This window comes from Citrobacter sp. CK191, from assembly GCF_030333435.1.
Classification (GTDB): domain Bacteria; phylum Pseudomonadota; class Gammaproteobacteria; order Enterobacterales; family Enterobacteriaceae; genus Citrobacter_B; species Citrobacter_B koseri.
The window spans coordinates 1-449 of sequence record NZ_JAOWFX010000010.1; the positions used below are offsets into that span (position 1 = coordinate 1).

The following is a 449-nucleotide window of genomic DNA, read 5'->3' on the forward strand; positions in this document are numbered from 1 at the left end:
TGCGAAAATTTGAGAGACTCATACACACTTTACGTGTGTCGTTTCAATTTTCAGCTTGATCCAGATTTTTAAAGAGCAAAACTTCGCAGTGAACCTTTTCAGGTACACTCTGAAGTTTTCTTATATGAGCAGTAAAATATGGTGGAGCTATGCGGGATCGAACCGCAGACCTCCTGCGTGCAAAGCAGGCGCTCTCCCAGCTGAGCTATAGCCCCATACAGTACAGTCAGAACCTCTTACCGATGATTTTTCCTGAGACAAGGCGTGGAATGACGAAGCATACTTAAAGTATGTGAGTCATTTCACAACGCAGTATTCAGGGAAAATCTGGTAGGCCTGAGTGGACTTGAACCACCGACCTCACCCTTATCAGGGGTGCGCTCTAACCACCTGAGCTACAAGCCTGTAGAGGTTTTTACTGCTCGTTTTTCATCAGACAATCTGTGTGG

At 45.7% G+C, this 449-nt stretch carries 2 tRNA genes; both read right to left on the bottom strand.

From position 1 onward, the window contains the following. Window positions 1–139: 139 nt before the first annotated feature. Window positions 140–215: transfer RNA gene (locus OGV82_RS02750), tRNA-Ala, on the bottom strand. A 113-nt stretch (window positions 216–328) separates the two neighbouring features. Further along, window positions 329–405: transfer RNA gene (locus OGV82_RS02755), tRNA-Ile, on the bottom strand. Between the last annotated feature and the right edge of the window lie 44 nt (window positions 406–449).